18 protein-coding genes are annotated in these 26,468 nt (G+C 71.6%); 11 read left to right on the top strand and 7 right to left on the bottom strand.

Annotated features, from left to right (window positions below):
• Positions 1 to 31 precede the first annotated feature (31 nt).
• Together ACLLJJ_RS11815 and ACLLJJ_RS11810 are read left to right on the top strand one after the other, a co-directional pair.
• Positions 32 to 3,628 (top strand): type I restriction endonuclease subunit R, encoded by a 3,597-nt coding sequence (locus tag ACLLJJ_RS11815; protein ID WP_434589747.1) that lies wholly within the window; start codon positions 32 to 34, stop codon positions 3,626 to 3,628.
• A gap of 5 nt (positions 3,629 to 3,633) precedes the next feature.
• Positions 3,634 to 4,425 carry a M48 family metallopeptidase gene (locus ACLLJJ_RS11810; protein ID WP_434589745.1) on the top strand — a complete coding sequence of 264 codons (792 nt, stop codon included), beginning with the start codon at positions 3,634 to 3,636 and terminating at the stop codon, positions 4,423 to 4,425.
• On the opposite strand, the gene ACLLJJ_RS11805 is transcribed toward ACLLJJ_RS11810, so the two are convergent.
• The gene (locus ACLLJJ_RS11805; RefSeq protein WP_434589742.1) at positions 4,422 to 6,077 is read right to left on the bottom strand and encodes a PucR family transcriptional regulator ligand-binding domain-containing protein; all 1,656 of its coding nucleotides are present in this window, start codon (positions 6,075 to 6,077) and stop codon (positions 4,422 to 4,424) included. The genes ACLLJJ_RS11810 and ACLLJJ_RS11805 overlap by 4 nt on opposite strands.
• A 206-nt stretch (positions 6,078 to 6,283) precedes the next feature.
• Between ACLLJJ_RS11805 and ACLLJJ_RS11800 the strand changes: the two genes are divergently transcribed.
• The 7 genes from ACLLJJ_RS11800 to ACLLJJ_RS11770 all read left to right on the top strand — a co-directional run bounded on the left by ACLLJJ_RS11800 (position 6,284) and on the right by ACLLJJ_RS11770 (position 17,479).
• Complete coding sequence (locus tag ACLLJJ_RS11800; protein ID WP_434589739.1) at positions 6,284 to 7,759, top strand: sodium:solute symporter; 1,476 nt, start codon at positions 6,284 to 6,286, stop codon at positions 7,757 to 7,759.
• A gap of 42 nt (positions 7,760 to 7,801) precedes the next feature.
• A complete protein-coding gene (gene speB, locus ACLLJJ_RS11795; RefSeq protein ID WP_434589737.1) occupies positions 7,802 to 8,779 on the top strand; it encodes an agmatinase in 978 nt (325 codons plus the stop codon).
• On the top strand, positions 8,776 to 10,461 hold the full coding sequence (locus tag ACLLJJ_RS11790) for a thiamine pyrophosphate-binding protein (RefSeq protein ID WP_434589734.1): 1,686 nt from the start codon (positions 8,776 to 8,778) through the stop codon (positions 10,459 to 10,461). Before speB ends, ACLLJJ_RS11790 begins: the two co-directional genes overlap by 4 nt.
• Before the next feature lie 163 nt (positions 10,462 to 10,624).
• The gene (locus ACLLJJ_RS11785; RefSeq protein WP_434589731.1) at positions 10,625 to 11,542 is read left to right on the top strand and encodes a serine hydrolase; all 918 of its coding nucleotides are present in this window, start codon (positions 10,625 to 10,627) and stop codon (positions 11,540 to 11,542) included.
• A 122-nt stretch (positions 11,543 to 11,664) separates the two neighbouring features.
• The gene (locus ACLLJJ_RS11780) at positions 11,665 to 15,396 is read left to right on the top strand and encodes an ABC transporter ATP-binding protein (protein WP_434589728.1); all 3,732 of its coding nucleotides are present in this window, start codon (positions 11,665 to 11,667) and stop codon (positions 15,394 to 15,396) included.
• A 143-nt stretch (positions 15,397 to 15,539) separates the two neighbouring features.
• Positions 15,540 to 15,917, top strand: a complete 378-nt coding sequence (locus tag ACLLJJ_RS11775; RefSeq protein ID WP_434589726.1) for a hypothetical protein — start codon at positions 15,540 to 15,542, stop codon at positions 15,915 to 15,917.
• A 137-nt stretch (positions 15,918 to 16,054) separates the two neighbouring features.
• On the top strand, positions 16,055 to 17,479 hold the full coding sequence (locus ACLLJJ_RS11770) for a S28 family serine protease (protein WP_434589723.1): 1,425 nt from the start codon (positions 16,055 to 16,057) through the stop codon (positions 17,477 to 17,479).
• Between the two features lie 43 nt (positions 17,480 to 17,522).
• Here ACLLJJ_RS11770 and ACLLJJ_RS11765 read toward each other — a convergent pair whose 3' ends face one another.
• The 3 genes from ACLLJJ_RS11765 to ACLLJJ_RS11755 form a co-directional block, all read right to left on the bottom strand.
• Entirely contained in the window at positions 17,523 to 18,137 is a 615-nt protein-coding gene (locus tag ACLLJJ_RS11765; RefSeq protein ID WP_434589721.1) for a hypothetical protein, read from the bottom strand.
• A 207-nt stretch (positions 18,138 to 18,344) separates the two neighbouring features.
• The gene (locus tag ACLLJJ_RS11760) at positions 18,345 to 20,165 is read right to left on the bottom strand and encodes a glycoside hydrolase family 3 protein (RefSeq protein ID WP_434589718.1); all 1,821 of its coding nucleotides are present in this window, start codon (positions 20,163 to 20,165) and stop codon (positions 18,345 to 18,347) included.
• Positions 20,166 to 20,562: 397 nt separating this feature from the next.
• Positions 20,563 to 21,519: a LysR family transcriptional regulator gene (locus tag ACLLJJ_RS11755; RefSeq protein WP_434589715.1), complete on the bottom strand. Its 957-nt coding sequence runs from the start codon at positions 21,517 to 21,519 to the stop codon at positions 20,563 to 20,565.
• A gap of 91 nt (positions 21,520 to 21,610) precedes the next feature.
• On the opposite strand from ACLLJJ_RS11755, the gene ACLLJJ_RS11750 reads away from it, so the two are divergent.
• Complete coding sequence (locus ACLLJJ_RS11750; RefSeq protein WP_434589712.1) at positions 21,611 to 22,540, top strand: EamA family transporter; 930 nt, start codon at positions 21,611 to 21,613, stop codon at positions 22,538 to 22,540.
• Positions 22,541 to 22,557: 17 nt separating this feature from the next.
• Here the strand turns inward: ACLLJJ_RS11750 and ACLLJJ_RS11745 are convergent, their stop codons facing one another.
• Both ACLLJJ_RS11745 and ACLLJJ_RS11740 read right to left on the bottom strand, forming a co-directional pair.
• Entirely contained in the window at positions 22,558 to 23,370 is an 813-nt protein-coding gene (locus tag ACLLJJ_RS11745) for a sugar phosphate isomerase/epimerase family protein (RefSeq protein WP_434589709.1), read from the bottom strand.
• A complete protein-coding gene (locus ACLLJJ_RS11740) occupies positions 23,367 to 24,302 on the bottom strand; it encodes a bifunctional helix-turn-helix transcriptional regulator/GNAT family N-acetyltransferase (RefSeq protein WP_434589708.1) in 936 nt (311 codons plus the stop codon). The genes ACLLJJ_RS11745 and ACLLJJ_RS11740 overlap by 4 nt, the downstream gene beginning before the upstream one ends.
• Before the next feature lie 136 nt (positions 24,303 to 24,438).
• Here ACLLJJ_RS11740 and ACLLJJ_RS11735 point away from each other — a divergent pair, with 136 nt between their 5' ends.
• A complete protein-coding gene (locus ACLLJJ_RS11735; protein ID WP_434589706.1) occupies positions 24,439 to 25,299 on the top strand; it encodes an ABC transporter substrate-binding protein in 861 nt (286 codons plus the stop codon).
• Positions 25,300 to 25,345: 46 nt separating this feature from the next.
• On the opposite strand, the gene ACLLJJ_RS11730 is transcribed toward ACLLJJ_RS11735, so the two are convergent.
• Positions 25,346 to 26,416: a LacI family DNA-binding transcriptional regulator gene (locus tag ACLLJJ_RS11730; protein ID WP_434589703.1), complete on the bottom strand. Its 1,071-nt coding sequence runs from the start codon at positions 26,414 to 26,416 to the stop codon at positions 25,346 to 25,348.
• Between the last annotated feature and the right edge of the window lie 52 nt (positions 26,417 to 26,468).

Raw genomic sequence — 26,468 nt, 5'->3', positions numbered from 1 at the left:
TCCCTCGCCCTTGCTCCACCCAAGGCGCAGAATGGTTCACCTGATCGGCGAGCGGCAGGCGGGGGCGCGGGACGTGGTGGTGCAGGTGGAGCGGGACGAGGTGGAGCGGCCCATCGTCGCGCAGCTCAAGGCGATGGGGTGGACGCACCTCCCCGGCAAGGAGATCGGCACACTCGACGCCGCGAAGCCGCTGCTGGCCGAGAAGCTGGACGCCGCCCTGCGTCGTATCAACGTCCGCGCCGCTGACCACAGACCGTGGATGGACGACACCGACGCGGCCCGGTCCATCGCAGAGCTCACCTCCGTCCCCCTCGGGCGGGGCGTCGCGCAGGCCAACTTCGACGCCACGGACCTGCTGCTCAACGGCCACATTCTCACCGGCCCGTCCGCCGAGCACGGCGGCGCCTCCGCAACGGTGCAGTACGTCGAATGGCGCCCGGAAGCGGACCGGCTCGCGCTCAATGAGTTCACCGTCGTCGACCAGCTCCGCGTCAAGAACCGGTCCGGCGAGGTGTCGATACTCGACCTGGTCCTGTTCGTGAACGGCATTCCGCTCGTCGCCGTCGAGTGCAAGAGCCCCGACCTCGCCGACCCCATCCGCAGCGCCGTACTCGACCTGCGGCACTACGCGGGCGATCCCATCGTGGAGGACGAGCGCGGCGGCAGCGACCTGCCCGTGCCCGCCGGCGTCCCGGAGCTGTTCCGGACCGTACAGCTGCTGGTCGCCGCGACCGCTGAGACCGCGTACCTCGGGACCGTCACCTCCGCGCCCGAACACTTCCACCCCTGGCGGAGCATCGAGCCGGAGAGCAAGGACACGATTGCGGCAGAACTGCCGGTCAGTGTCGAGAAGGTAAATGAGCGGCACAAGCTCGTCGGCGTCGTCCTGCGGCCCGCCGCGCTGCTCAACGTCGTACGCCACTACATCATCCCGCTCCCCGTCGAGAACGAGTCCGGCGGGACGCGGACCGTCAAGGCCATGGCCCGCCACCAGCAGTTCCGGGCGGCGGAAAAGGCCGTCCACAGGCTGCTCAACGGCCGGACGCGCGGGGCGCTCGTGCCCGACGACGAGCGTGGCGGGCTCATCTGGCACACCCAGGGCTCCGGCAAGAGTCTGACCATGACGTTCCTGGTGCGCCGGATCCATCTGCACCCCCGGCTCAGCGAGTTCATGGTCGTCGTGGTCACCGACCGGACACAGTTGCAGGACCAGCTGTCCGCGACCCTGAAGCTGAGCGAGTCCGACGTCGAGACGGCCGAGACCCGCACTCAGATGGAGGGGCTGCTGCGGGACGGCGGGCGGCGGGTCGTCTTCGCGATGATCCAGAAGTACGGCGGCGGCTTCACCTTCGCAGCCGAGGCCGGTGGCGACGGCGACGACCGGGACCTTCCGGGGGAGTACGAGGAGGCCGAGCGGGCCAGGAAGGAGGGGGAGACCGAAGTCCTCCCGCCCGTACCGAACTTCCCGGAGTGCAACACAGACTCGGACATTCTTGTCCTAGTCGACGAGGCCCACCGCTCGCACACCAACACGCTGCACGCGGCCCTGCGCAAAGCCATCCCCAACGCGGCGAAGATCGGCTTCACCGGCACGCCGATCATGACCGGTCAACTGGACGACACCCGCCGGATCTTCGGCGCCGGGCCGAACCGGACGTTCCTCGACGAGTACCGGATGGCGGAGGCGGAGCGCGACGGTGTCGTCGTGCGTATCCGCTACGAAGGCCGTACCGGCGAGGGCAAGGTCTTCGATAAGGACGGTCTCGACCGGAACTTCGCGGACCTGATCCACGGTCTCACGGACGACGAGAAGCAGAAGCTGCTGCGGAAGTCTCCCACCGCGCGCGATGTCGCCGAATCGCAGCCGATGATCCGGGCCAAGGCCGAGGACATGCTGGAGCACTGGGTGACCTGGGTGCTGCCGGGGGGCGGCTTCAAGGCCCAGGTGGCGGCGGTCAGCCGGAAGGCGGCCGTGGAATATCACCTTGCGCTGCGGCAGGCTCGCGATGCCCTCATGATCGAACTCGCTGGATTCCAGCCGGAGTCGGTGGTGGGGACACCGCTGGAGAAGCTGCCCCGGCGGTCGCGCTACCTGTACCAGGCGTACCAGTACCGCGCCCTGCTGCGTCGTATCGACTTCGTTCCGGTCATTTCCCCGGGCGCGGAGCGCAAGCGCCGGGAGTGGCTGCACTGGACCGACGCGGAGCGGCAGAAGGCGTACATCAAGCGCTTCCACCAGGCGTTCCCGCTGCTGCCGCCCGAGCCCGACTGGGTCACCACCACGCCCTTCAACACCCTGCCGCAGGACACCCCGGAAGATGGTGCGGCCCATCACCCCTGGTCCCAGAAGCCGGCCGGGCAGCCAGAAACCGCGACGGCGGCCGGGCCCGATCCCGTACACCCCGAAAGCCCGGTCGCCTTCCTCATCGTGAAGTCCATGCTGCTGACGGGCTTCGACGCCCCGCGCGAGCAGGTGCTCTACCTGGACCGGCCGATCCGCGATGCCGAATTGCTCCAGGCCGTCGCTCGGGTCAACCGGCCGATGGAGGGCAAGGACGTCGGGTATGTCGTCGACTACTACGGCGTCTTCGAACACCTGGCCGGAGCCCTGGCCGAGTACCGGGACGCCGATGTCGACGACACCATGCGCAGCCTCTCCGAGGAGATCGGCGGGCTGAAGCCGGCCGCCGAGGCGGTCCGCGATTACCTGCGTCGGCACGGCGTCACGGAAGCGGATCTCGCCGACCCCGCCAAGCTGGGTTCCGCCGCGCAGGCCTTCGAGGACGAGACGGCGCGCTTCGGGTACGACGACGTGCTGCACCAGTTCCTCGCCGTGCTGGAACGCGTACTGCCGCACGAGGACGGCCTGGACCATGTGGCCGACGCCCGGCGATGGGGGATGCTCCAGAAGCGCGTACGGCGGCTCTACCGGGACGCACCCGGCGGGACGTTCACCCTGCGCCAGTACGGGCGCAAGGTCCGGGCGATGATCGCCGAGCACCTGGAGGGGCCAGAGATCGAGCAGGTCATCCCGCCCGTCTCGCTCGCCTCCCCCGCCTTCGACGAGAAGGTGCGCGCCCTGCCGCCGCGCGAGGCCGCCGCCGAGATGGGGCATGCGCTGCGCTTCCACTTGGAGGAGCGGGTCAAGCGAGAGGACCCGGAGAAGTACGCGCGGATCTCGGAGCGGCTTGAGGAGATCCTGCGGGAGCTGCCCGGGCGCTTCGACGAACAGATCACGGAGTTCGGCACGCTGATCGAGAAGGCCAGGATGGAGGACGAGGAGGACCCGGCGCTCGCGGGGCTCAGCCCGCTGGAGCAGAGAGTGTACCGGCTGCTCGACCAGCTCCTGCAGGAGAACCCGGGGGTCGTACGCAAGCAGCAGGACGCTCGTCCGCTGGTCGTCGCGGTGTGCGACACGGCCTCGGAGACCATGGCCAAGGCCGCGTATCAGGGACAGCACCAAGACGTCAGCGCACTGGCGAACAGCATTCAGAACCAGCTGCTCAAGGGCGGTGTACAGCCCTCGACCAGCACGGACTGGCCGTTGCTCCAAGGCATCGCGCAGCGGCTCGCGGCCCATGCCGCGGACAACCGGCGGCAGTTTCGGAGCAGGGCCAGGGGAGAATAGGCCGGGTGACCGCACTCGCCGACGACCTTGTTTCCGAGCCCCGGAATTCCCTGGCAGAGGGGGACCGGCTCACCGTCGACGGCCTGGAACTGCGGGTGCGGGTCAGCGGCCGTCGCAAGCGGTTCGCGCTGACCGTGGAATCGGATGCCGGTCTCACCTTGCACATGCCCGAGGGACGCCCGGCGGCCGACGCGGAGGAGTTCGTGCGCGCGCACCGGTCCTGGCTGGTGACCAAGGTCGGTGTGCGCGAGCGGACCCGCCCGCTGAACCCGCCGAAGCGGCTGATCGAAGGCGAGATCTTCCGTTACCTGGGGCGTACGTACCGGCTGGCTGTCTCGGCGGACGCACCTGCCGACGGAAGGGTCCGGCTGGTTGCCGGACGTCTGGTGGTGAGCGAGGAGCAGGCCGGGGACCCGGGCCGGGGGCGGCCCGCGCTGGTCGACTGGTACTGCCGTGCCGGGCGCGCCTGGACAGCGGGACGGCTCCAGCCCTGGGCCGCTCGGATGGGGGTGGCCGAGCCTGAACTGGAGGTGCGTGACCTCGGGCAGCGCTGGGGGCTGTACCGCCCGGGGGAGGGCGAGCGGGGGCCTGGCCGGATGAGCCTGGGGTGGCCGCTCTTCCAGTTGCCGATGCATCTGGTGGACTACGTCGTCGCCCATGAGCTGGCGCACGTTCTGGTGCCTGGGCACCGTCCGGATTTCTGGCGGGTGCTGGGGCTCGCCCTGCCCGAGTACGAAGAACGCCGGGCCGAGCTCGACGAACTGGGGCGGCGCATGTGGATGGGCGAGATCGTTTAGAGCGTGACGCCCGGCTCCTCCAGCCAGCGCAGCGCGAACCAGAGGTCCATGCGTACGTCCGCGTCGTCCAGATCGGCGCCGAGGAGGGACGCGCAGCGGGCGATGCGCTGGCGGACCGTATTGCGGTGGACGTTCAGTGCGACGGCCGTACGGTCCCAGCTGCCGTGCAGCGAGAGCCAGGTGCGCAGGGTCCCGGTCAGCGCGGGGGAGGCGGAGATCGGGGCGAGCCGCACGCGCGCGTGGGCGCGGGCCTCGTCGGGCGCGACCAGTGCGGTGAGCCCGGTGCCCGCGTCGCCCCGGTCGCGCACCAGCGCGCGGCGGGTCGCCTCCGCCCGGTGGGAGGCCTGGGCCGCACGGGTGGCGGCGGCCGGCAGGTCGTGCGGGGGTACGGGCGGGCTGACGCCCAGGGTCCAGCCGGGCTGCGGGGCGATGTCGCGGTCCCCGGTCAGCAGGATCTGTACGGCGCCGTTCGCGTCCGGGGCCAGCAGCGCGCTGCCGAGGGCGGCGGCCAGCGCGGCGGCGGAGAGCGGATCGGGGTCGCCCACCGCGTCGGGGCGGGCGTGCACCACGGTCCAGTCACCGGCGCCGAGCAGCGGGGCCACGTCGGCCGGGTCCGCCCCGAGCAGCAGCCGCACCAGCGCGGTGGTGCGGCCGGCCTCGGCGGCGCCCTGGTGGGGCGTGGTCAGCAGCGAGAGCAGAACGGCGGCGACCCCGGCGATGGTGTGGTCCCCGCCTTCGCGCCGGTCGGCCGCCACACCGAGGACGAGATCCTGACCGCCGGCGAGGGCGTACGCGGCGAGGTGGGTGTCCCCGACGGCGTCGGTGGCAGAGGAGGGCGCGGGCCGCTGCGGCGGGGCGCTCTCGCCGCCTCCCGCGCCCCCGGATCGCGCGCCTCCCGCGCCCCCGCCCACCGCGCCACTCGCGCCCCCGGATCGCGAGCTGCGACCGCCCCCCGTGGCCCCGCCCCCCACCGCGTCCCGCAGCGAAGGGTTGACCACATGCGCCAGCCGGGTCAGCGCCGCCCGCGCCTCCGGGGCCGGGGCACCGCCCCCCGAGGCGATCTCCGTGCCGCCGGGGCCGAGCAGGACCGTCCAGCCGCTGCTGCCGCCGAGCCGGGTCGCCAGCTGACGCAGCACCGCCGGCACCGGGTCGGGGCGGGCCGCCGCCGTGGCCAGGCCCTGCTGGGCCTGCGACACCCGGCGCAGCTCGTGGTGGCGGGCCTGGGCCATCAGGCGCCACACCGCTCGGGCGACCGCCGTGAACGGCGTCTGCGGCGGGACCTCGACGAGTGGCAGCCCGTACCGCTCACACGCCTCGGCCAGCGCGTCGGGGACCGTGTCGTACACCGGCGCCACGCCGAAGCCGAGCGCCGCCGCGCCCGCCGCCACCACGCGGGACACGTAGTGGTCCGCGTCGCCGAGCAGGACGCCGGCCGTCAGCAGCAGCTCGCCGCCGAGCAGGTAGGGGTACGGATCGGCCATCTCGGAGGTGTGCACCCAGTGGATCGTCGTGTCCGCAAGGGTCACCGCGTCCGCTCCGGTGGCCGTGGTCGTCGGCCCCGCGACCAGGCGCAGCCCCAGCTCCTCGCGGGCGAGCAGCGCCGCGAGGGTGATGGGCGGCGTCGGTGGGGTCGGTGGGGTCTGATCCGGCATGGTGGACAGTCCATCCATAAGGCGCTTCGAGAGTGGATGAAACGTACACTTCAGCGTCGCTTCTCGGCCACCTAGGGTCAACCGCACGGAGAACAGGCCGTGGCCGCCCCTGCCCCCACATCCCCCGGCAGCCACCGCGCTCCGCGCTCTCCGTACTCCCCGCATTTCCCCCCGGTCCCCGAAGTGCACGAAGCGGAGGAAAGCTCATGGCTGTCGACTACGCGGTGATCGTCGTCTATCTCGCAGGCATGCTCGCGATGGGCTGGTGGGGCATGCGCCGCGCCAAGTCCAAGAGCGAGTTCCTGGTCGCGGGCCGCCGCCTCGGCCCCACCATGTACTCCGGGACGATGGCCGCCATCGTCCTCGGCGGCGCCTCCACCATCGGTGGCGTCGGCCTCGGCTACCAGCACGGCCTGTCCGGCGCCTGGATGGTCTTCGCCATCGGCCTCGGGCTGCTCGCGCTCTCCGTGTTCTTCTCGGCGCGCATCGCCCGCCTGAAGGTCTACACCGTCTCCGAGATGCTCGACCTGCGCTACGGCGGCGGGAAGGCGGGCATCATCTCGGGCGTCGTCATGTGGGCGTACACCCTGATGCTCGCGGTCACTTCGACCATCGCGTACGCCACGATCTTCGACGTCATCTTCGACCTGAACCGCACCTTGTCGATCATCCTCGGCGGCGCCATCGTCGTCGCGTACTCGACGCTCGGCGGCATGTGGTCGATCACCCTCACCGACATGGTGCAGTTCGTCGTCAAGACGATCGGCGTGCTGATCCTGCTGCTGCCGATCGCGGTGATCAAGGCCGGCGGCTTCAGCGAGATGAAGGCCACGCTGCCCACCGAGTACTTCGACCCGCTGGGCATCGGCGGCGAGACGATCTTCACGTATGTGCTGATCTATACGTTCGGCATGCTGATCGGCCAGGACATCTGGCAGCGCGTCTTCACGGCCCGCAGCGACAAGGTCGCGCGCTACGGCGGCACGGTCGCCGGTACGTACTGCCTGGTGTACGCGCTGGCCGGGGCCGTCATCGGCACCGCGGCCAAGGTCCTCTACCCGGATCTGCCCAATGCCGACGACGCCTTCGCGACCATCGTGCGCGACGAACTGCCCATGGGCGTAAGGGGCTTGGTGCTCGCCGCGGCGCTGGCCGCCGTGATGTCCACTTCGTCGGGCGCGCTCATCGCCTGCGCCACCGTCGCGAACAACGACATCTGGTCGCGGCTCCGCGGCGCCGTCACCCGCGACAGCGAGGGCGACGGCGATCGCGACGAGGTGCGGGGCAACCGCATCTTCATCCTCATCATGGGCGTCGCCGTCGTCTGCGTCGCGATCGTGCTGAACAATGTGGTGGAGGCGCTGACCGTCGCCTACAACCTGCTGGTCGGCGGCCTCCTGGTGCCGATCCTCGGCGGACTGCTGTGGAAGCGCGGCACGGTGCACGGGGCGCTGGCCGCGGTGACCGTCGGCGGTGTCGCGGTCGTCGGCCTGATGTCGGTCTACGGCATCCTCGCCAATGAGCCCATCTACTACGGGCTGCTGCTGTCGCTCGCGACGTACGTCGTCGTCAGTCTGGCCACTCCGCCGACCGACGCGGAGGTGCTCGCGGCCTGGCGGGAGCGGCTGGCGGGCCGGGGCGCGGAACCGGCGCCGGAGTCCGAGGCCGCCACCACCCTTTAGAGTCTCAAAACGCAACGAAGCGCAGAAAAGAAGGAATTTCACATGAGCAGCAACGAGCAGCAGCCGCGCGGCCCCGTCGACTCGTCCCGCATCCCGCGGTACGCAGGACCCGCGACGTTCGCCCGGCTGCCCCGCCTGGACGAGGTCGGCGGCCGGACCGATGTCGCCGTGGTCGGAGTGCCCTTCGACTCCGGGGTCTCCTACCGGCCCGGCGCCCGCTTCGGCGGCAACGCCATCCGCGAGGCCTCACGGCTCCTGCGCCCGTACAACCCGGCGCAGGACGCCTCGCCGTTCGCGCTCGCGCAGGTCGCCGACGCCGGTGACATCGCCGCGAACCCGTTCAACATCAACGAGGCCGTCGACACCATCGAGGCCGCCGCCGACGACCTGCTCGGCAACGGCGCCCGCATGATGACCCTCGGCGGCGACCACACCATCGCGCTGCCCCTGCTGCGCTCGGTCGCCAAGAAGCACGGCCCGGTCGCGCTGCTGCACTTCGACGCGCATCTGGACACCTGGGACACGTACTTCGGCGCCGAGTACACGCACGGCACGCCGTTCCGCCGGGCCGTCGAGGAGGGCATCCTCGACACCGAGGCGCTCAGTCACGTCGGCACGCGCGGCCCGCTGTACGGCAAGAAGGACCTGGACGACGACGCCAAGATGGGCTTCGGCATCGTCACGTCGGCCGACGTCATGCGACGCGGCGTCGACGAGGTCGCCGACCAGCTGCGCCAGCGCATCGGCGACCGCCCGCTCTACATCTCCATCGACATCGACGTCCTGGACCCGGCGCACGCCCCCGGCACCGGCACCCCGGAGGCCGGCGGCCTGACCTCGCGCGAGCTCCTGGAGATCATCCGTGGTCTGTCCGACTGCAATCTGGTCTCCGCGGACGTCGTCGAGGTCGCCCCGGCGTACGACCACGCCGAGATCACCTCCGTCGCCGCCTCCCACACGGCGTACGAGCTGACCACGATCATGTCCCGGCAGATCTCGGCGGCGAGGGCGGCGAAGTGACCCACGACCACGACCTGGTGCTGCGTCCCACCGAGGCGCAGACCACGGCGGCGCTCAACCCGCCCGCCGGCCGCAACGGCGGTGACCTCGTCGTCGAGACGCTGCAGGGACTCGGCGCGACCACCGTCTTCGGGCTGCCCGGCCAGCACGCGCTCGGCATGTTCGACGCGCTGCGACGCTCCTCGCTGACGTACATCGGGCTGCGCGTCGAGAACAACGCGGGCTTCGCCGCCGACGCCTATGGCCGTGTCACCGGTGAGGCCGCGCCGCTGCTCCTGTCCACCGGGCCGGGCGCGCTCACCTCGCTGGCCGCGCTCCAGGAGGCGGCGGCGGCCTCCGCCCCCGTCCTCGCGATCAGCAGCCAGATCCCCACCGCGGGACTCGGCGGCGGCCGGCACGGCTATCTGCACGAACTGCGCGACCAGAAGGCGTCGTTCCGCGACATCGTGAAGTCCGTGCACACCGTGCGCTCCGCCTCGCAGATCCCGTCCGCCATAGCGGAGGCCTGGGAGTCGGCGCTGACCGCTCCGCACGGCCCGGTGTGGATCGAGATCCCGCAGGACGTACTCCTCGCCGAGACGGTGCTGCCGGTCGTCACGGCCATGGACGCGACCCCGCACGAGCTGCCCCCGCGCCCCGAACTGACCGCGCTGGCAGCCCACTTGCTGTCCACCGCGGCCCGTCCGGCGGTCATCGCGGGCGGCGGAGTCGTACGCTCCGACGCGGCGGGCAAGCTGCTCGCGCTCGCCGAGCGGCTGAACATGCCCGTCGTCACGACCTTCGGCGGCAAGGGCGCGTTCCCCTGGGAGCACCCGCTGTCGCTCCAGTCCTGGATGGAGGACCGGCACACCACCGACCTCCTGGAGGACGCCGACGTCCTGCTCGTGGTCGGCTCGGGCCTCGGTGAACTGTCCTCGAACTACGGCACGTTCCGCCCGCGCGGCCGGGTCGTGCAGATCGAGGCGGACCTCGGCAAGCTGGAGTCGAACTACCCGGCGCTGGGCATCCACGCCGACGCCCGCCTGGCGCTCTCCGCGCTCCTGGAGACCGTTCCCGAGCGCGCGGACCCGACGGCGCCCGAGCGGGTACGTACCGTCCTCACCGCCGTGCGGGACCGGATCGACTCCCAGGACCTGGACCTGGAGCAGGGAATCCTCGCCTCGGTGCGCGAGGCCCTGCCCGTCGGTTCGCCCAGCTTCTGGGACATGACGATCCTGGCCTACTGGGCCTGGTCCGCGTGGCCCGGCGCGCTGCACTCCGCGCAGGGCGCGGGCGGTCTCGGCTACGGCTTCCCGGCGGCGCTCGGCGCCTCGGCGGCCGACCGCACGAAGCCGGTCCTCGCGGTCTCCGGCGACGGCGGCGCGATGTACTCGATCGCGGAGCTCGCCACGGCCCGCCAGTACGACCTGCCGGTCACCTGGCTGATCGTCGACGACGGGGGCTACGGCATCCTCCGCGAGTACATGACGGACGCCTTCGGCGACAGCACCGGCACGGAACTCTCCCGCCCGGACTTCGTGGCCCTGGCCGAGTCCTTCGGCGTTCCGGCGACCCGTACGAGCGCCGACACCCTGGGCGCGGACCTGGCGAAGGCCCTCTCGGAGCCGGGTCCCTCGGTCGTCGTGCTCCCGGCGCTGCTGCGGATGTTCGCGCCGACGCACCTGGGTAACGGCGACAGCTGACGTGGGGTGCGGGGGCGGTGGCCCCCGCACCGCGCCGGGCGTGCGCCCCTGTTGGAATGCCCTGTTACCAACCTGTATCGAACGGGCGTGCGCGACCCGTACAACCTTTCCGCCCCCTGCGGGTCATCTGAAGCAGTAGCCAACGGGGACGGGGAACCACACCATGACGCACCACCGAATAACGCGCGCCGCGATAGCCACAGCCCTCGCCGGGGCTGTCCTTGTGCCGCTGTCCGCCGCGGCGCCCGCCGCCGCCGCTCCCGCACCGACGGTGGCCTGCACCTCGGCCAAGGCCGGGCTCGCGGTCAAGCTCACCAAGGACATCACCGCGGCGCTCAGGGGGCGGAAGTCGCTGACGGCGATCTCGCTGCACGACCGCACCACCAAGACCATGTGCACCCTGCGCGCCACGCAGAAGTACGACTCCGCGAGTGTGGTCAAGACGACCGTCCTCGCCGCGCTGCTGTGGGACGCCAAGAAGACCAACCGCTACCTGACGGCGCGCGAGACCAAGCTCGCCACCGACATGATCACCAAGTCGGACAACAACGCCACCAGTGCCCTGTGGGCACAGCTCGGCCCGACGAGGATCAAGAAGTTCCTGCAGGCGGCCAAGATGACGGACACCGTGCCCGGCGCGGGCCGCTACTGGGGCCTGACGCAGATCACCGCGCGCGACGAGCAGAAGCTGCTCGACCTGCTCACCGCGAAGAACGCCGTACTGAGCGACAACTCGCGCACCTACATCCTCGGCCTGATGCGCAAGGTCATCTCCTCCCAGCGCTGGGGCACCCCCGCGGGCGCCCCCTCGTCCGCCACCATCCAGGTCAAGAACGGCTGGCTGCCCCGCTCCACGCACGGCTGGCGGGTGCACTCCATGGGCGCGTTCACGGGCGGCCGTCACAACTACGCGATGACGGTCCTCACCCATGACAACCCAGCCATGAAGGACGGCGTGAACACCATCCAGGCCGTGTCCAAGGCGATCCACAAGGCCCTCAACCCGGCGGCGTCCGCATCGACCCTGTACGCCCCGACGCGGACCCCGCACGAGGCGATCCCGGCGGTGCCGAAGGCCTGAGCCCGCACTCCGGCTCCCGGCCGGACGTCCGTGCTGCCGGCCGCGTTTTGTTGCGGCGGGATGAAATCCGCACCGCACCGCGTTGGTGACTTCCGGCAGCACAGGACGACCGGGAGGCAGCAGTGGCGGCGGCAGATCAAGGGTGGGCACGGCGGCTGACGGGCTATGCCTGGCGGTACCGGCGGAACGTGATGCTCGCGCTCGGCTCCTCGCTCGGTGGCATGGCGGTGATGGCCCTCGTGCCGCTGATCACCAAGATCGTCATCGATGACGTCATCGGTGAGCACTCCCGATCCCTCGGGGTGTGGACCGGGCTGCTGATCGTCGCGGCCCTGGTCGTGTACGTCATGACGTACATCCGACGCTATTACGGTGGGCGGCTCGCCCTCGACGTCCAGCACGACCTGCGCACCGAGATGTACGGGACCATCACCCGCCTCGACGGCAGGCGGCAGGACGAGCTGTCCACCGGCCAGGTCGTCGGGCGCGCCACCAGCGACCTCCAGCTGATCCAGAGCCTGCTCTTCATGCTCCCGATGACCATCGGGAACGTACTGCTCTTCATCATCTCCATCGTGATCATGGCCTGGCTCTCGCTGCCGCTCACCCTGGTCGCGCTCGCCGTCGCCCCCGCCCTGTGGTTCATCGCCAAGCGCAGCCGCGTCCGGCTCTTCCCCGCCACCTGGTACGCCCAGGGGCAGGCCGCCGCCGTCGCGGGCGTCGTCGACGGAGCCGTCTCCGGCGTGCGCGTCGTGAAGGGCTTCGGCCAGGAGGACCAGGAGACCGGCAAGCTGCGCGAGGTCGGCCGCCGCCTGTTCGCCGGACGGCTGCGGACCGTGAAGCTCAACTCCCGCTACACCCCGGCCCTGCAGGCCGTGCCCGCACTCGGGCAGGTCGCGATGCTCGCGCTCGGCGGCTGGCTGGCCACCCGCGGCGAGATCACCCTCGGTACGTTCGTCGCCTTCTCCACCTACCTCGCCCAGCTCGTCGGACCCGTCCGGATGCTCGCCATGGTCCTGACCGTCGGCCAGCAGGCACGGGCCGGCGTCGAGCGCGTCCTGGAGCTCATCGACACCGAGCCCTCCATCGCCGACGGCACCAAGGAACTGCCCGCCGACGCGCCCGCCACCGTCGAATTCGACGACGTGTCGTTCGGCTACGACACCGACCGTCCCGTCCTCGACGGCTTCTCGCTGAGCATCGCGCCCGGCGAGACCGTCGCCGTCGTCGGCTCGTCGGGCAGCGGCAAGTCGACCGTCTCGCTGCTGCTGCCCCGCTTCTACGACGTGTCGCACGGCGCGGTCCTGATCGGCGGCCACGACGTGCGCGAGCTGACGCTCGAATCGCTGCGGGCCGCCATCGGGCTCGTCCCCGAGGACAGCTTCCTGTTCTCCGACACCGTGCGCGCCAACATCGCCTACGGCTTCCCCGACGCCACCCAGGAGCAGATCGAGACCGCCGCCCGCGCCGCCCAGGCCGACCGGTTCGTCTCCGAGCTGCCCGACGGCTACGACACGGCGGTCGGCGAGCACGGGCTCAGCCTCTCCGGCGGCCAGCGCCAGCGGCTCGCACTCGCCCGCGCCATCCTCACCGACCCGCGCCTGCTCCTCCTCGACGACGCCACATCGGCCGTGGACGCGCGCGTGGAGCACGAGATCCACGAGGCGCTGAAGTCCGTCATGGCCGGGCGCACCACCCTGCTGATCGCGCACCGCCGCTCCACCCTCAACCTCGCCGACCGCATCGCCGTCCTCGACGGCGGCCGGCTCGCCGACATCGGCACGCACGAGGAGCTCCAGCGCCGCTCCGCGCTCTACCGGCGGTTGCTCACCGACCCCGACGAGCTCGGCGGCGTATCACCGGGGCACGTCCCGCCGGTGGCCGCCGCGGCGCCCGACGACCGCTGCGTACAGGCGGAGCTGGACGCGGAGTTCGACGCCGAGCGCGGCATCACGCCCGAGCTGTGGGTGCGCGACGAGACCGCGCCCGACACCGCGACCGACCACGCCCCCGGCATGACGGCCACCCCCGAGCTGCTGGCGCAGGTCGAGGCGCTGCCGCCCGCCGACGACGTACCGGACATCGACGAGGCGCGGGCCGTGCAGGCCGAGGAGTCCTACGGGCTGCGCAGGCTGCTCCGCGGCTTCCGGCTGCCGCTGCTGATCAGCCTGCTGCTCGTCACGATCGACGCGGGCATGGGCCTGCTCCTGCCGGTCATGATCAGGCACGGCATCGACGAGGGCGTCACGCAGCTCTCCCTCGGCGCTGTCTGGGCGGCCTCCGCCCTCGCGCTGCTGTCCGTCGTCATCCAGTGGACGGCGCAGACCGGCGAGATGCGCATGACCGGACGCACCGGCGAACGCGTCCTCTACTCGCTGCGCCTCAAGATCTTCGCGCAGCTCCAGCGGCTCGGCCTCGACTACTACGAGCGCGAACTGTCCGGCCGCATCATGACCCGCATGACCACCGACGTGGACGCCCTGTCGACGTTCCTGCAGACCGGCCTGGTCACCGCCTTCGTCTCCGTCGTCACCTTCTTCGGCATCATGGTCGCCCTCCTGGTCATCGATGTGGAGCTGGCCCTGGTCGTCTTCGCGACCCTGCCGGTCCTGGTCTTCGGCACGTACTTCTTCCGCAGGAAGAGCGTCCAGGCGTACGAGCTGGCCCGCGACCGCGTCGCCCTGGTCAACGCCGACCTCCAGGAGTCGGTGGCCGGGCTGCGCATCGTGCAGGCCTTCCGCCGCGAGCGCAGCGGCGCCGAGCGCTTCGCCGCCCGCAGTGACAGCTACCGCGAGGCGCGGGTGCGCGGCCAGTGGCTGATCTCCGTCTACTTCCCGTTCGTCCAGCTGCTGTCGTCGGTGGCCGCCGCCGCGGTGATGATCGTCGGCGCGGGGCGGATCGAGTCGGGCACCCTCACCGCCGGCGCGCTCGTCGCGTACCTGCTCTACATCGAGCTGTTCTTCGCACCCGTGCAGCAGCTGTCCCAGGTCTTCGACGGCTACCAGCAGGCCACCGTCTCGCTGGGGCGCATCCAGGAGCTCCTCCAGGAGCCCACGTCGACCGCCGCGGCCACCGAGCCGCTGGATGTTCTGTCGCTGCGCGGCGAGATCGCCTTCGAGGACGTGTCGTTCCAGTACGGCACGTCCGACGGGCCCGAGGAGGCCCTCACCGGGATCTCCCTGCGCATCCCGGCGGGCCAGAGCGTGGCGTTCGTCGGCGAGACCGGCGCGGGCAAGTCCACCCTGGTCAAGCTGGTCGCCCGGTTCTACGACCCGACGAGCGGCCGGGTCACCGCCGACGGCACCGACCTGCGCGACCTCGACATGACGGCGTACCGCCACCGCCTGGGCGTCGTCCCGCAGGAGGCGTACCTCTTCGCCGGTACGGTCCGCGACGCCATCGCGTACGGGCGGCCCGGCGCGAGTGACGCCGAGGTCGAGGCGGCGGCCCGCGCGGTCGGCGCCCACGACATGATCGCCACCCTCGAAGGCGGCTACCTCCACGAGGTCGCCGAGCGCGGCCGCAATCTGTCGGCCGGCCAGCGCCAGCTCATCGCGCTGGCCCGCGCCGAGCTGGTCGACCCGGACGTCCTGCTGCTCGACGAGGCGACCGCCGCCCTCGACCTGGCCACCGAGGCCCAGGTCAACCAGGCCACGGACCGCCTCACCGGCCGCCGCACCACACTGGTCGTCGCCCACCGGCTGACGACGGCGGCGCGCGCCGACCGGGTGGTGGTCATAGACCACGGGCGGGTCGTCGAGGACGGCACGCACGACGAGCTGCTCGCGCTGGACGGCAGTTACGCGCGGCTGTGGCGGTCGTTCATCGGCGAGGACGAGCCCGCGACGGTCTGACCCGCCCCCGGCCGGGCAGGGAGTGGTGCAACCACCCCGCACCTGTCGTGCGTCCGTACGCACGTACGCTCCTGTGAGCGAAGGTGGTGCGGATGTTCGGTGGGGTGGTCGGACCGGGTGGGGCGAATGGGACGAGTGGGGAAATGAGAAAGCAGCTGGCGTACGGACTTGCCGTGGTGGTCGCGGCTTCGGGCCTGGCCCTGGCGGGTCCGGGCGTCCAAGGCGCCGAGGCCGCCGCCAGCTGCTCCGGCCGCAAAGTCAGAACGGTCACCTTCGCCACCGGCGAGCTGCGGATCTACAAGAGCCGCCAGTACGTGTGCGCCATGGCCGTGGCCAAGCGGCCCGGCGTACGGCAGAAGATGTCGGTCACCCTCCAGGCGCGCGGCAGTCGCGCCGCCAAGGACAGCGGCACCTTCACCGTCCGGGCCGGCCCGGTGACGGTCTACGCCCTCAACCGCTGTGTCCGCTCGGTGGGTTCCGTCGGCAACAAGAAGGCATCCAGCGGCTGGATTCTCTGCTGATTCACGCCGATACCCGCTGATTCCGGCTGTTCCCGTTGTCCCCTGTATCCCATTCACCCTCCCCGCAACAAGGTCTGGTGGAGCGACAGTTGCGCCGCTAGGTTCGCGTGGTCGTCTGTGACTACAGGGGAGGACGAATGCGCAAAGCGCTCAGATGGCTGCTGTCGTTCGCGGTGCTCATAGGCACCGTCGGAATCAGCAGCGCACCGGCCGGAGCGGCCACCGCCGCCGAGCCGGACATCAAGGACAGGATCCTCGCGATACCGGGGATGAGCCTCATAGAGGAGAAGCCGTACACCGGCTACCGCTATTTCGTACTGAACTACACTCAGCCGGTCGATCACCGGCACCCGTCCAAGGGCACCTTCAAGCAGCGAATAACCCTGCTGCACAAGGACACCAACCGCCCGACGGTCTTCTTCACCAGTGGCTACAACGTCTCGACGAACCCCAGCCGCAGTGAGCCGACCCGGATCGTCGACGGCAACCAGGTGTCCATGGAATACCGCTTCTTCACCCCGTCCCGGCCCAGCCCGGCGGACTGGTCGAAGCTCGACATCAAGCAGGCCGCGAGCGACCAGCACCGCATCTTCACGGCGCTGAAGAAGATCTACTCCAAGAACTGGCTCTCCACGGGCGGCTCCAAGGGCGGCATGACCGCCACGTACTACGAGCGCCACTTCCCGCGTGACATGGACGGCGTCGTCGCGTACGTCGCGCCCAACGACGTGGTGAACAACGAGGACTCGGCGTACGACCGGTTCTTCCGCAACGTCGGCACCCGCGAGTGCCGCGACAAGCTGAACGCGGTGCAGCGCGAGGCACTGGAGCGCCGGGTTCCGCTGCGCGCCAAGTACCAGGAGTGGGCGACCGCGAACGACGCCACCTTCCAGACGATCGGCACCCTGGACAAGGCGTACGAGTCCACGGTCCTCGACTTCGTCTGGGCCTTCTGGCAGTACAGCCTGGTCGCCGACTGTGCGGCCGTGCCCGCGGCAGACGCTTCCGACCAGGAGATCTACGACTACGTGGACTCCATCTCGGGCTTCTCCGCGTACACGGACCAGGGCCTGAACACCTACACGCCGTACTACTACCAGGCGGGCACCCAGATGGGCGCCCCGATGGTCAAGTACCCGCACCTCAAGGGCTTGATGGAGTACGGGCCCGAGTACTTCACGCCGCGTGCGTACGTGCCGCGTGAGATCCCGATGAAGTTCGACCCGGATGCGATGCGTGACGTCGACAACTGGGTGCGGCACAACGCCGACCGGATGCTCTTCGTGTACGGGCAGAACGACCCGTGGGGTGCCGAGCCCTTCCGCCTGAGCAGGGGGGCGCGCGACTCCTACGTGTACACCGCGCCGGGCGCCAACCACGGCGCCAATGTCGCCGGCCTCGTGCCGGCCGAGCAGGCGAAGGCCACCGCCGAGATCCTCGAATGGGCAGGGGTCGCTCCGGCGGCCGTCCAGCAGGACACGGCGAAGGCGAAGCCGCTGGCGAAGTTCGACGCGAAGCTCGACAAGAGCGACATCGAGCGTGAGCCGATGCTGCGGCCGTAGCGCTTCGGTCGCGGACAGGGGCTGCGCCCGCCGTGGTGGATGTTCACACCCGGCGGGCGCAGCCCACTGCCTTGTCCCCGCCCAGCTGCACGAACAACCGCGTCGACGGCGGGCATTGGGCGCGCCGCGCCACCGTGTCCGTCACCTCGAACCGCGGGGGCATCTCGCCCGATCCGTCGCAGGCGGTCTCCTTCACCTGGCCCTCGCGCGCCGTGTAGAGGCAGTCGCCGACCACGGTGCGCGGCCCGCCGCCCCGGCCCGGGGCGCCCGGATGGGGCTCTTCGAGGTTGCGCATGCAGGCGTGGCCGCGCGGCACCGCGCCGTCGCCGTCCTCGTCGAAGGCCGGCCTGCTCTCCGAGATGTGCAGCACGAAGTCCGTCGTGGGAGGGCACGGCGTACCCACGGCCGGGCGGCCGTCGTGGCGTTCGAGCACCCGGGCCCAGGCCTTCTCGCTGCCGCAGGACACCTCGCGGAAGTCACGCCCGCGCGAGCTGCACTCGCCGACGCCGAGGAAGGTCGCGCCGTACCCGGAAGGGGTGACCGTGCCGATGGAGCCGCTCGCCGAGCCGTCCTGCCCGGCCGGTCTCTGGCACGAGGTCAGCGCCGCCGACGCGAACAGCAGGGCGCACATCACCGCCGTGAACCGGTCCATCCGCATACCGAACCCCCGATACCTCCCCCCCCAGCGTGGCCCGCACGGGCGGGCGCACGCCAGAGGCGCGGCGGGCTTTGCGCCACCCGGGGGTGGTGCGCGGGGGGCGCGGCGTACGGCGCGTACGCCTGGTGGGGCAGTGCGACCCCAGGACCTGTCCGGCGGGTCGGTGCCGGACAGGTCCTGGGTCGGCGCGGGCCCCAGCAGGAGCTCCTAGTACGTCAGGCCGTACCCGACCGGGTGGAGCACCTCGGTCGGATCGTCCGCCCGCTGCACCGGCACCGGCAGCCGTCCCTCCGGATCCGTCCGGCCCGCGATGACCCGTGCGGCGGCGCGCAGTTCGACATCGGTCCAGGAGTACGTCGCCAGACTGGCGGTGAACCCGCTGAGCTGCGCGATGTCGTACGGATTGCGGATCGCGACCGTGACGACGGGCACCCCGGTCGCCCCCAGCGCACCGACCAGCGTGCGTTGCGTACTGGTGGCCGAGACGTTGTACGTCCCCACGATCACGGCGTCCATCCCGTCGGCCGCCGTCACCGCCTCGCTGATCTTCGCCGGGGTCGGGGCGGTCCCGGTGGGCAGCTTGGTGACGGTGAAGCCCAGCTCGGTCAGCGCGTCGGCGAGGACGGTGGTGGGTGGGCCCGTCGTCCCGGACGGCGACGCGGGGTCGGCGCCGACGACCAGGATCTTCCGGTGCCGCCGACGGCTGAGGGGCAGCAGCCTCGACTTGTTCGACAGGAGGGTCGTGGTCTCCCCGGCGATCCGGTCCGCCGTCGCGAGGTGCGGACGGATCCCGACGGTCCTGTCGACCCCCCGGTGCGAGACGTACGGGTCGCGCAGCAGCCCCAGCTTCTCCTTGAGCCGCAGGATGCGCAGCAGGGACTCGTCGACCCTGGCCATGCTCACCTCGCCGTCCCTGACCGCCTTGAGCACGGCGTTCCAGGCGACGGGCAGGTTCGGCGGGTTCAGTAGCTGGTCGCAGCCCGCGAGGAGCGCGAGGACGGGCACCCGGTCGTCGCCGTACTTCTCGCGGACGCCCGCCATGTCCAGGGCGTCGGTGACGACGACCCCGTCGTAGCCGAGCCGCTCGCGCAGGACGCCGGTGAGGATCGGGCGCGACAGCGTGGCCGGGTCCTCGGCGGGGTCGAGTGCCGGGACCAGGATGTGCGCGGTCATGATCGAGTCGATGCCGGCGGCGATCGCGGCCCGGAACGGCGGGGCGTCCAACCGCTCCCACTGCTCGGCGGTGTGGTCGATGGTGGGCAGCCCGTAGTGGCTGTCGGTCTTGGTGTCGCCGTGCCCGGGGAAGTGCTTGGACGTCGCGGCCACCCCGGCGCCCTGGTACCCCTTGACCTGCGCGGCGACCAGCTCCGCCACGGCCTGCGGGTCGGACCCGAAGGACCGCACGCCGATGACCGGGTTCGCCGGATTGACGTTGACGTCGGCGACCGGCGCGTAGTTCTGCACGATGCCCATCGCGGCCAGCTCGGCGCCGGAGATCCGCGCCGCCTCGCGCGCGTCGGAGCGCGAGCCGCCGGCCCCGAGCGCCATCGCGCCGGGCATCAGCGTCGCGGGCCTGCCGACGCGGGCGACGGCGCCGTGCTCCTGGTCGGTGGAGATGAGCAGCGGCAGCGGAGTGGGCTGGGCGAGCCCGGCCTCCTGGATGCCGTTGGAGAGGTCGGCGATCTGGTGCGGGGAGCGGGTGTTGTGCGCCCAGACGAAGTAGATGATGCCGCCGACGTGGTACTTCGCGATGAGCTCGGCAGCGGTCCTGACCCCCATCTCCTTGAGGTTCAGATCGATGTCGACCTGGTCGGGCGCGGTGGCGGAGTGGCCGTACACCCGCATCACGAAGAGCTGGCCGACCTTCTCCTCCAGGCTCATCCGGGAGATGAGCCGCTTCAGGTGGCCCTGGGGCCGGTCATTGGCCGACGAGGTGTCCGCGACCGCCACGGGCGCGGTGGCGACTGCGGCGGCCACCGCGGCAGTCGCGGTGAGCAGGGTGCGTCTGGAGGTGCGGTGATGGTGCACGTGAGCTCCTTCCGGCCGTACTCGACAAGCTTGGCAAGGGAGTTGAAAGAAACTGCCAATGACTCACGGATATCCGGAAAATTACTGCCAGGTCAAGAGGCGCGGCAGGGGAAAGGCATTGCCGACCCCAGGAAGCGGCCGAACGGGGGACCCGCGCCGGGCAGGGAGCCGCCACCGGCGCATACGAAGGGGGGCGCACCGGTGGCGGCTGTGCTGCCGACCGCAGGCGGTTGGAGAGGGGAGTCAGCGATCGCAGCCAGCAGCGAGGGCCGACACCGCTCTGCGGAGACTCACCGGCAGCACGCATGTTGGACGGAAACGGTTCGCCAAGGGTTCCCGAGAATGCCGGAATTTCCGGAAATGGTGCGGATGGTGTTCCTGGTGTTGGCGCCGGGGGCTAGGGGCGACCCGCCGGTTCGCCGGCCCGGTGGTCCACGGATCCGGTGGTCTCCCCCTGGACGTGCGGCCAGTGCTCCCGGAGCGTGCGTACGGTCTCGGTGATCGCGGGCCGACGGGCCGCGCCCGTGCGCCACAGGGCGTAGAGGCGGCGGACCGGGACCGGATCCAGCGGGACGGCGTGCACACCGGGCGGGAGCGGGCCGCGGCCCAGGCGGGGGATCATCGCGACCCCCAGGCCCGCCGCGACCAGGGCGATCTGGGTGTGGTTCTCCTCCGCCCGGTGCACCAGGTCCGGTTCGCAGCCCGCGGCGCGCAGGGTGCGCACCAGCCAGTCGTGGCAGACGGTGCCGGGTGGCTGGCAGATCCACCGCTGGCCCGACAGATCCTGACGGTGTACCGACTTCCGCGCGGCCAGCGGGTGCCGCTCCGGCACGAGGAGGTCGCACAGGTCGTCACCGATGACCGCCTGCTCCACGTCTTCCGGGGCGGGCAGCGGGGCGATGTCCCAGTCGTGCGCGACGGCCAGGTCGAGCACGCCCCGGGCCACCAGGTCCACCGAGAGATGCGGGTCGACCTCGGTCATCCGGGCGTCCAACGCGGGGTGGCGGTGGGCCAGTTCGGCCAGTACGCCGGGGAGCAGGCCGCGGGCCGCCGAGGCGAAGGCGCCGATCGTGAGCCGGCCGCCCGGCCTGCCCCTGCGCTCCTCCAGGGTCGTCTCGGCGCGCTCCATGATGCTGAGCAACTCCTGTGCGGTGTCGGCCAGATGGCGGGCCTCCTCGGTGAGCGCCACGCCCCGGCCCTGCCGCTCCAGCAGGGTCGTACGGGTCTCGCGCTCCAGCTTGGCTATCTGCTGCGAGACGGCGGAGGGCGTATAGCCCAGCGCGACGGCCGCCGCGCCGACCGAGCCGTGGACCGAGACCGCGTGCAGTGCGCGCAGCCGGGACAGATCGAGCACCCCGAACCCCTCCATTCGTAAGTAACACTGAATTCAATCATGAAGAAATCCGTGCTGGTGCTACATGGTCCCAGGCGGCGATCCTCAAGGCATGCGTCCCGCACACATCGCTCTCGCCGCCTTCGTCGCCGCCCTCTGGGGGGTCAACTTCGTCGTCATCGAAGTCGGCCTCGACCACTTCCCGCCGCTGCTCTTCTCCGCCCTGCGCTTCCTCGTCGCGGCGCTGCCCGCGGTCTTCTTCGTGGGCCGTCCCAAGGTTGCCTGGAAGTGGGTGATCGGCGTCGGACTCGCCCTGGGCGTCGGGAAGTTCGGGCTGCTCTTCACCGGTATGGACGCAGGGATGCCCGCCGGGCTCTCCTCGCTGGTGCTACAGATCCAGGCGGTGTTCACGGTCCTGTTCGCCGCACTCGCCCTGGGCGAACGGCCGGGCGGGACAAGGGTCCTGGGCATGACCGTGGCGCTCGCCGGGATCGTCGTCGCCGCCGTGGACGAGGGCGCTTCGGGGCCCCTGTTCGGCTTCGCGCTGATCGTCGCCGCGGCGGCCTGCTGGGGCGTCTCCAACGTACTGACCCGCAAGGCCGCCGCGCCCGACGCTCTCAACTTCATGGTGTGGGTGAGTGTGGTCCCCGTACTGCCGCTGCTCGCCCTGTCGCTGCTCATCGAAGGCCCGGACGCGGATCTGGCTGCCCTGCGCGGGCTGGACGTGGGCGGCGCGGGCGCGATCCTGTACGTCGCCTGGGTCACCACCATCTTCGGCTTCGGCGCCTGGGGTTACCTGCTGCGCCGCTACCCCGCCTCGTCCGTCGCCCCGTTCTCGCTGCTGGTCCCGGTCTTCGGGATGTCATCGGCGGCGCTGCTCCTCGACGAGCCGACCGGCCCGCTGCGCTGGTGCGCGGCGGCGCTCCTGGTGGGCGGGGTGGCGCTGGCCTCCCTGCCGGGACGACGTCGGCGCCGGCCCCCGCTCACGCCGGTGACCGGGGCGGGGCGTGGGGCGGGCCTGCCCGAGGTGTCGCGCACCTGAGCGACCCGCCGCCACTCTCAGTGCCGGGCCCCCGCCACCAGCCCCTCCAGGTACTCTCGCCCCGCCGCCAGCATCGGCGGCAGCTCCGCCGCCTGCGGGTACCAGCGCTTCTCGTACTCCCAGCACAGCCAGGTGTCCGCGTGGCCCTCGTCCGCCGCGACCAGTTGTGCCACGCAGTCGGCCAGCGGCAGCACGCCCGCGCCCAGGGCCAGCGGGGTCTTGTCGTCCGCCGACGCGATGTCCTTGACCTGGGTGTAGCCGAGCTGGGGGGCCAGGACCGCGTGCGAGGCCGCCGGGGTCTCCTCGCCCAGCCAGGTGTGCATCACGTCCCACAGCGCGCCCGCGTTCTTGTGCCCGACCGGGCCGAGGACCCGGGCCGTGGCCGCACCCGTGCGGTGCGAGTCGTGGGTCTCCATGAGGATCCGTACGCCCATGTCGGCGGCGTGTTCGGCCGCCACGCCCAGGCGGCGGGCCGCCGTCGCGTCCGCCTCCTCCTGGCTCTGCTCGTCGCCGCCGCCGGGGAACACCCGGATGTAGGAGGCACCCAGGTCGCGGGCGAGGCGCAGCAGGCCGCCGATCTCCTCGTGCACGGGCAGGTCCTCGCCCGGCGCCGCCACGCGCGCGTACCCCGCCACGGTCAGGATCTCGATGCCTTCGCGGGCGAACTCCGCCACGGCGTCCGCGCGCTCGCTCGGGCTGCTGCCCGGGTGGAGCGGCTCCTCGGGGTGGGCGCGCAGTTCCACACCCTGGTAGCCGGTGGCGGACGCCAGGCGCGCCACGTCACGCATCGGCAGGCCCGGCACCCCAAGGGTGGAGAAGGCGTACTTCATTTCGCTGTTCCTTCCTGCAGGGGCAGTCGCCAGTCCTGGCCGACCAGATCCACGCCGTACGACCGGTGAGGTTTCTCGGCGACGAGCGTGAAGCCGGCGCGCTGGTAGATCTTGCGCGCGGCGACGAGCACATCATTGGTCCACAACACGACTTCCCGGTAGCCCACCTCGTATGCGAATTCCACCACCGCTTCGACCAGCCGGCCCCCCAGGCCGTGGCCGCGCGCGTCCGGGTCGACGAACAGCAGCCGCAGGCGCGCGGTGCCGGGTGCGTCGTCCCGTACGCACATCACCGAGCCGACCGGGCGCCCGTCCAGCTCCGCGACCCAGACCCGCTCCAGATACGGGTCGTGATCCTGTGCGAAGTCCGCGACGATGCGGGCCACCAGGCCCTCGAAGTCGGTGTTCCAGCCGAACTCGGCGGCGTACAGCGCGCCGTGCCGCTGCACGATCCAGCCCAACTCGCCGGGGACCGGGTCGCGCAGGACGGGAGCGTCGGCGGGCCGGGTCCGGTCCCGGCCGAGAATGTCGCGGACCGTGCGCATCGCCGTGGCGAGGCGCGGCCGGTCCTCGGGCGGCACGCCCGACAGCAGCGAGCCCACCGCTGCGCGCGACCGCTCGTCGAGCAGGGCTGCCGCCTCCCGCCCGCCCGGGGTCAGGGTGACCCGCTGGCGGCGGGCGTCGGTCGTGGACGGGCCCCGCTCCACCAGGCCGGCCCGCTCGAACCTGGTCAGCAGGCGGCTCAGATATCCCGCGTCCAGGGAGAGGCTCACGCGCAGGTCCACCGCGTCCGTGCGGGGGGAGTGGGCCAGCTCGTACAGGACCCGGGACTCGGTCAGCGTGTACGGCGCGCGCAGGTGCTTGCCGTAGTCCAGGGCGCCGATGAGGTTCGTGTAGAAGCGGTTGAACGCGCGGATTTCATGAATGTGCATGATCGGGTCCACCCCGTGATCCACCCCGGACGCGCCTCGTGGTCCACTCCGGGGCTTGCCGGTATCTTCTTTGACTGAGTCAACGGTACGGCGGCCCGGCGGCGTACGGAAGACCCCGGTGGGGCAGGACAGGACCATGACAGCACCCACACCCGCACCCGCAGGCACCTGGACCTTCACCGACGATCGCGGACAGCTGGCGTCGGCCCCCCGGCGTCCCACCCGGGTCATCGCGTACATACAGGCCGGAGCGACCCTCCTGGACCACGGCGTCACCCCCCTCGGCGTCTTCGGCTCGTACCACGACGGCGACACCCCCGACCGGGCCAAGTCCGGTCTCCTCGCGCTCGACGAGGTGGCCTACTTCGGGGCGGGCGCGACCCTGGACCCGGAGCGGCTGCTGGCCGCGGCCCCCGATCTCGTCGTGGCCGTCAGCTACGGCGGAAACCTCGCGTACGGCATCGCCCCCGAGGCCGCCAAGCACCTGGAGGAGCAGGTGCCGCTGGTAGTGCTCGACGTGGGTCAGGGGCGGTCGCTCGACGAGGTCAGGGAGCGGTTCGCCGCGCTCGCGGCCTCGCTCGGCGGCGCGGAGGACCCCGCCGCCGAGGCCGCCCTGGACGCGGCGCGCGAGCGGCTGCGCACCGCGGCGGCCCAACCGGACCCGCCCGGCGTACTCGCCCTCTCCGCGGCCGACGCCGACCAGGTCCACCTCGCCAGGCCGCACGCCTGGCCCGATCTCCGGGCCCTGGCCGACCTGGGCGTACGGCTGCTCGACCCGCCCCGGGGCGGCGGCGCGAACTGGTCGACGACCGGCTGGTCCGAAGCCGTCTCGCTGGCCCCGCGCATCGCCCTGGCGGACGCCCGCTCCAACGCGGCTCCGCTGGGCCCGGCCGGCGTCGGTGACGCCCGCGTCATCCCGTGGAACCCCGAACTCCCGGCCAGCCGCGCGGCGCACACCCGATTCTTCGACGCGGTGGCGCAGGCGCTCGCGCCGTAGGAGGGAGGGGAGCTTCGGGCGCGCGCCCACCGGGTGACAGGGGGCCTCAGCCCCGGGGCGCCCCTGTCGACCCCCGCACCATCAACTCCGCCGGTACCGACGCGATGCCGCCGGGCGGCGCCGTCTCACGGCCCATGGCCAGGCGGCCCGCCCGCGCGCCCGCCTCGTACAGCGGCAGCCGTACGGTCGTCAGCGCAGGCACCGCGTCCACCGAGAACGGCAGATCGTCAAAGCCCGCCACTGATATGTCGGCCGGGATGCGCAGGCCCCGGTCGCGCAGGGCCGCGCACGCGCCCAGCGCCACCGTGTCGTTCGCCGCGACGATCGCGGTCAAGTCGGGTGCGCGGCGCAGGAGTTCGATGGTGGCGTCGTAGCCCGAGCCGCGGTCGTACGGGCCGTGCAGGGTGAGCCGCTCCTGGTCCTCGTCGAGTCCCACCGCGGCCAGCGCGTCCCGGTGGCCCTCCAGGCGGTGCCGGGTGGTCGTGCGCTCCACGGGGCCGGCGACGTAACCGATCCGCCGGTGCCCGAGCGCGAGCAGGTGCTCGGTGAGCCGCTGCCCGCCGCCGCGGTTGTCGAAGGTGAGCGCGGCGGTGATCGAGGAACCGTCGTTGTCCCCGTCCAGCGGAGGCCGGCCGCACAGCACCACCCGGGTGCCCGCGTCCGTGAGCTTCGCCAGCTTCGACGCGACCGCGGCCAGATGCGCGGGGTCCTCGATCGCGCCGCCGGTCAGGATCACCGCGGCGGCGCGCTGGCGCTGCAACAGCGTGAGGTACGTCAGCTCCCGTTCGGGTGAGCCGCCCGTGTTGCAGACGATCGCGAGTTTCTCGCCGCCCGCCCGGCCCGTCCCCTCCTGGCCGCCGATCTGCGACTGCGCCGCCCCGGCCATGATCCCGAAGAAGGGGTCCGCGATGTCGTTGACGAGGATGCCGACGAGGTCGGAAGTGGCGGCGGCCAGCGCGCTGGCCGGTCCGTTGAGCACGTAGTCGAGGTCGTCGACCGCGCGCAGCACCCGTTCCTTGGTGGTGGCGGCGACCGGGTAGTTGCCGTTCAGCACGCGGGAGACGGTGGCCGGCGACACCTGGGCGCGGGCCGCCACGTCCGCCAAGGTCACTGTCATCTGGTCGTCCTCCGGGTCTTGTCCGAGTCGCTGTCCGCAGGCTAGCTTCATA

This window comes from Streptomyces sp. A5-4 (genome assembly GCF_051131715.1).
In the GTDB taxonomy this organism is placed as follows: Bacteria; Actinomycetota; Actinomycetes; order Streptomycetales; family Streptomycetaceae; genus Streptomyces.
Note: the sequence above shows the minus strand (reverse complement) of the source record. Positions and strands in the feature narration are given on the sequence as shown.